Below are 4440 nucleotides of genomic sequence, written 5' to 3'. Positions count from 1 at the left end.
ATCACTGCCGGGGCTGGCAGCAGAACCGCAAAGCCATGCCCGCCTGGCTGCGCCTGACAGCGGCTAGCAACGAGGTGCTGCTCTACCGCCGCCATCCCTCGCCCTACATGCTCTGGGCCTTGCTGAAATATGCCGCAGTCCGCTGGCTGAAGATCTGAGATGACCGTCTCCCTCATCATCCCCACTTGGAACGGCGGCAGACGCTTGGACGAGCTGCTGACCGCGCTGGCCCGGCAGACGCTCATGCCGGAGGAAATCCTGCTCGTTGATTCCGGCTCCACTGACGGCACGCTGGAGACAATCCTGCGGCATCAGGCGGGCAATCCCCGCCTCCGCCTGCTGCAAATTCCGCAGCAGGACTTCGACCACGGCGGCACCCGCACCTGGGCCGCGCAGCAGACTGCGGGTGAGATTCTTATCTGCATGACCCAGGACGCAGTGCCTGCGGCTGACGACGCGCTGGAGCTGCTTGTCCGCCCCTTGCAGGACGACGCGCGGCTGGCCGCGACCTACGGCAGGCAGCTGCCGCATTCGGACGCGACGCTGTTCAGCGAGCATCTCCGCCTCTTCAATTATCCCGCCCGGACGCAGCGGCGCAGCAGCCGGGACGGCGCGGCCTTCGGCTTCAGGACGGCCTTCATCTCCAACTCCTTCGCCGCCTGGCGCAGAGGGCCGCTGGCGGAGCAGGGCTGGTTTCCGCAGCGGCAGCTCTTCGGCGAGGACAGCTTGGCCTTGGCAAAGCTGCTGGCCAAGGGGTATGATGTCTTGTATGTCAGCGAGGCCCTGGTCCGGCACTCGCACAACTACACCCTCCGGCAGGACATGCGGCGTTACTTCGACATTGGCGTTTTTCACGACGGGCAGCAGGAGCTGATGCTGCGCTTCGGCGGCCCCGGCGGCGCGGGCAGGCAGTACGTGCGCTCCGAGCTGGCCCTGATTCTGGCCCAGAAGCAATACCGGCTCCTGCCGGAATGGTTGCTCCGTAACGCGGGCAAGTTCATCGCCTATCAGCTCGGCAGGCGGCAGCGGCTCCTCCCGCGCGGCTGGACGCGCCGCCTGAGCATGAACCCTAGCTGGCAGGGCTGGAACAGCTGACTCATGGTGCCCGTCCTGTCCTGGAACCTGCGCCAGCGCACGTCCTCCATTTACAAGCTGCTCCACATCCTCGACTGCCTGCTGGTCTGCGGCCACTTGGCCCTGCTGACGCTGCTCTACAAGGTGCCGTGGAGCCGCTACTACACCTGGCTGGAGCTTGTCGTCTTCGCCGCCAGCTTTGTCAGCTTCCACTACTTCCAGCTCTACCGCTCCTGGCGCGGCTGGAAGCTCTACTTGGAGTTCTTCGTCATCCTGAGAGCTTGGGCGGCGGTGGTCGGCTTCCTCCTCTTCTACTTTTTCGCCTTCAAGGTCTCAGACGGCTACTCGCGCGTGGTCTTTATCATCTGGTCGCTGACCACGCCGCTGCTGCTCTTTCTCTCGCATCTGGCGGTGCGGCAGGTGATGCGGCATTACCGGGCGCGGGGCAGGAACATCCGCCATGCGGTGATCGTCGGCGCGGGCGAGCTGGGCGTGCGCATGGCCCAGCAGACTGAAGCCATTCCCTGGGCGGGCATTGAGGTGGTCGGCTTCTTTGACGACAAGCTCGATCAGAAGGGCCACCTTGCCGTGAACAAGCCGCTGCTTGGCAGGATCCGCGACCTGCGCGAGTACCTGATGGTCAACGACATTGACTACGTCTACATCGCCCTGCCCATGCGGGCGGAGCGCAAGATCTTCTGGCTCCTGCGCGAGTGCCGCGACCTCGGCGCGCAGCTCTACCTTGTGCCGGATCTCTACATCTTCGGCCTGCACCACGCCGAGATCCAGTCCATCGGCGACACGCTCGTCCTCAGCTTCAACCCGGACCACAGCTGGAAGCGCGTCTTCGACATCGTCTTCTCCCTTGCCATTCTCCTGCTCACCGCGCCGCTGATGCTCCTGATCATGCTGCTGATCAAGTTAGACAGCAGAGGGCCGGTGATCTACCGGCACAGGAGGATCACCGCGATGGGCAGGGAATTCGGCTGCCTCAAGTTCCGCACGATGGTGGTGGACGCGGAGCGGAAGCTGCACGAGCTGCTGGCCGCTGATCCCGCCTTGGCCGAGGAGTGGCGCACCACCTTCAAGCTGAAGAAAGACCCGCGCATCACCCGCGTGGGCCGCTTCCTCCGCCGCACCAGTCTGGACGAGTTCCCGCAGTTCATCAACGTGCTCAAGGGCGAGATGAGCGTGGTCGGGGCGCGGCCCATCGTCGGCAGGGAGCTGGAGGAATACTACAAGGGCAGCGGCGGGCCGAGCGCGGGCCGCTACGTCTCCATGAAGCCGGGCATCACCGGCCTGTGGCAGGTGAGCAGGCGCAGCGATGCCGAGAACTATCAGGAGCGGATCGAGCTGGACGACTGGTACGTGCTCAACCACTCCCTTGTCGGCGACCTGAAGATCATCATCAAGACCGTCGGCTGCATGTTCAGCGGCAAGGGCGCGTACTGAAGATGCCCTTGCCGCTGTCCGCAGCACAATAAACCCAAGCTGTGACCAGAACCTGCGGCGGAATCCCTTCAGTCTGCTGAACAGCCGCTTCGCTTCCCCGGCGGCCTGAGGCCGCAGTCCAGCTCCAGAACCGCCCGCAGCCGCTCCTCTTGGCCGGTTTTGATCCACAGCAGCATCTCCTCGTGCGGCAGCTGCTCAAACAGGCTTTTTCGCGTCTGCCCGTCCCTCTCCTCCGCCAGCGTCCGTTCACGGATTCGGCCCAGCAGCTCCAGCAGGACAGCGTATTCCGGGCCGTAGTCCGCCTCCAGCCGCTTTCTGATCCGGGCCGCCAAGGCCGGACTTTTGCCGTTGGTCGAGACCGCGATGCTCAGATCACCCTGCCGTGCAACCGCCGGAACCTGAAAGCCGCACAGCTCCGGCGCGTCCGCCACATTGGCCAAGATGCCCGCCGCCTTGGCCTCCTGCGCCACGGTCTCGTTGACCGCCGCGCTGTCCGTGGCCGCAAAGACCAGCAACGCCCCGCGTAAATCACCCGGCTGAAAGCGGCGGGCCTGCCAGTCAAGCTCGTCGGCAGCGGACAGCTCATGCAGCCTTGCCGTGAGCTGCGGGCTGATCAGCCGCACCCGTGCGCCTGCCTCCAGCAGGGAGAGCGTCTTGCGCTCCGCCACCTTGCCGCCGCCGACAACGATGCAGAGCTGGCCGCTGATATTCAGAGAAAGCGGGTACATGAAAACAGCTTTACTTGCCTGCTGCGGCATGTTATAGCGATTTCAACGGCGGCCCCTGTCCGCCTGCTCCTGTCAATCTTCATGCTGCTGCGTCGCTCCTTATGCTGGCTGATCTTTTATATGTCACCTTCCCGGCCTCCGGCGTGCGGACGTGGATCTTCCTGCCTCCGCTGACTGCCTTTGCCGTGTCCTTTCTGGCCTCCATGGGCGGGCTGTCCGGCGCGTTCCTGCTGCTGCCCTTTCAGATGAGCGTGCTGCATTACACCGCACCTTCAGTCAGCGGCACCAATCAGCTTTTCAATGTCATCGCCATTCCCAGCGGCGTGTGGCGTTACGCCAGAGAGCGGCGCATGACCTGGCCGCTGACAGCGGCGGTGGTTGTCGGCACGCTGCCGGGCGTGCTGATCGGGGCCTGGGCGCGGCTGGAATATCTTCCTGATCCGCGCAGCTTCAAGCTCTTTGCCGGGCTGGTGCTGCTGGGCATAGGCGGCAAGCTGCTGGCCGATCTCCTGACAAGCAAGACAGTGCCGCAGCCACGGCAGGCGGACTTTGTCGTCACGGAAAGCAGGCTCTCCCTGCGCACTGGGGAATTCAGCTTCGCAGGGGAGAAGTTCTCCTTCTCTGTGCCGCAGATCGTGCTGCTGGCCTTTGCTGTCGGCATAGTCGGCGGCATTTACGGCATCGGCGGCGGCGCGATCATCACCCCGTTCATTGTCACCTTCCTGCATCTGCCGGTTCATGCTGTGGCCGGGGCCTCGCTGCTGGGCACCTTCATCACCTCAGTTGCCGGTGTCTTCATCTACCAGCTGCTTGCCAGATTCTATCCCGGCATGTCAGTCGCCCCGGACTGGCAGCTTGGCATCCTTTTCGGCATCGGCGGTTTCTGCGGCATGTACTGCGGCGCACGCTGCCAGAAACATCTGCCAGTGAAAGCCGTCAAGGCACTGCTCTGCTTCTTTCTGTTCGCCGCCGCCTGCAATTATCTCCTGTGATGCGGCAAGGAGGCTGGCCGCCACCTGCTGCGGCCGAACGCCCTGCGCTGTCATTATACAGGTGGAGTAGTATAACATGTTTCCCTTGCCCTGCGCCAGATTGTCTGTCTCGTAGGGGCCTGCCCCTTGTATCTTTCGAGATGTGGTGGTTAGCTGCCATCATACGAGCTGGGGAGATCTTGCGCCTGCCCCTA

The 4440-nt window shown here is 63.8% G+C and carries 4 protein-coding genes; 3 read left to right on the top strand and 1 reads right to left on the bottom strand.

Going from position 1 to position 4440, the window contains the following annotated elements:
• The first annotated feature begins 159 nt into the window (after nt 1-159).
• Nucleotides 160-1095 carry a glycosyltransferase family 2 protein gene (locus ACNKID_RS06200; RefSeq protein WP_417912565.1) on the top strand — a complete coding sequence of 312 codons (936 nt, stop codon included), beginning with the start codon at nt 160-162 and terminating at the stop codon, nt 1093-1095.
• Between the two features lie 3 nt (nt 1096-1098).
• Nucleotides 1099-2526 (top strand): sugar transferase, encoded by a 1428-nt coding sequence (locus ACNKID_RS06195; RefSeq protein WP_417912564.1) that lies wholly within the window; start codon nt 1099-1101, stop codon nt 2524-2526.
• Nucleotides 2527-2594: 68 nt separating this feature from the next.
• Here ACNKID_RS06195 and ACNKID_RS06190 read toward each other — a convergent pair whose 3' ends face one another.
• Nucleotides 2595-3254, bottom strand: coding sequence for a precorrin-2 dehydrogenase/sirohydrochlorin ferrochelatase family protein (locus ACNKID_RS06190; RefSeq protein ID WP_417912563.1), 660 nt, complete (start codon nt 3252-3254; stop codon nt 2595-2597).
• Between the two features lie 101 nt (nt 3255-3355).
• On the opposite strand from ACNKID_RS06190, the gene ACNKID_RS06185 reads away from it, so the two are divergent.
• Nucleotides 3356-4246 (top strand): sulfite exporter TauE/SafE family protein, encoded by an 891-nt coding sequence (locus ACNKID_RS06185; protein ID WP_417912562.1) that lies wholly within the window; start codon nt 3356-3358, stop codon nt 4244-4246.
• The last annotated feature ends 194 nt before the right edge of the window (nt 4247-4440 follow it).

This window comes from Candidatus Electronema sp. TJ (assembly GCF_048287355.1).
Taxonomy (GTDB): domain Bacteria; phylum Desulfobacterota; class Desulfobulbia; order Desulfobulbales; family Desulfobulbaceae; genus Electronema.
The sequence above is the reverse complement of the archived record's forward strand: the minus strand, read 5'-3'. Positions and strand labels throughout refer to the sequence as shown.

Excerpts from the sequence above, each read along its gene's own strand:
- ACNKID_RS06195 (WP_417912564.1), top strand. The coding sequence starts at position 1,099 with ATGGTGCCCGTCCTGTCCTGGAACCTGCGCCAGCGCACGTCCTCCATT.
- ACNKID_RS06190 (WP_417912563.1), bottom strand. The coding sequence starts at position 3,254 with ATGTACCCGCTTTCTCTGAATATCAGCGGCCAGCTCTGCATCGTTGTC.
- ACNKID_RS06200 (WP_417912565.1), top strand. The coding sequence starts at position 160 with ATGACCGTCTCCCTCATCATCCCCACTTGGAACGGCGGCAGACGCTTG.
- ACNKID_RS06185 (WP_417912562.1), top strand. The coding sequence starts at position 3,356 with ATGCTGGCTGATCTTTTATATGTCACCTTCCCGGCCTCCGGCGTGCGG.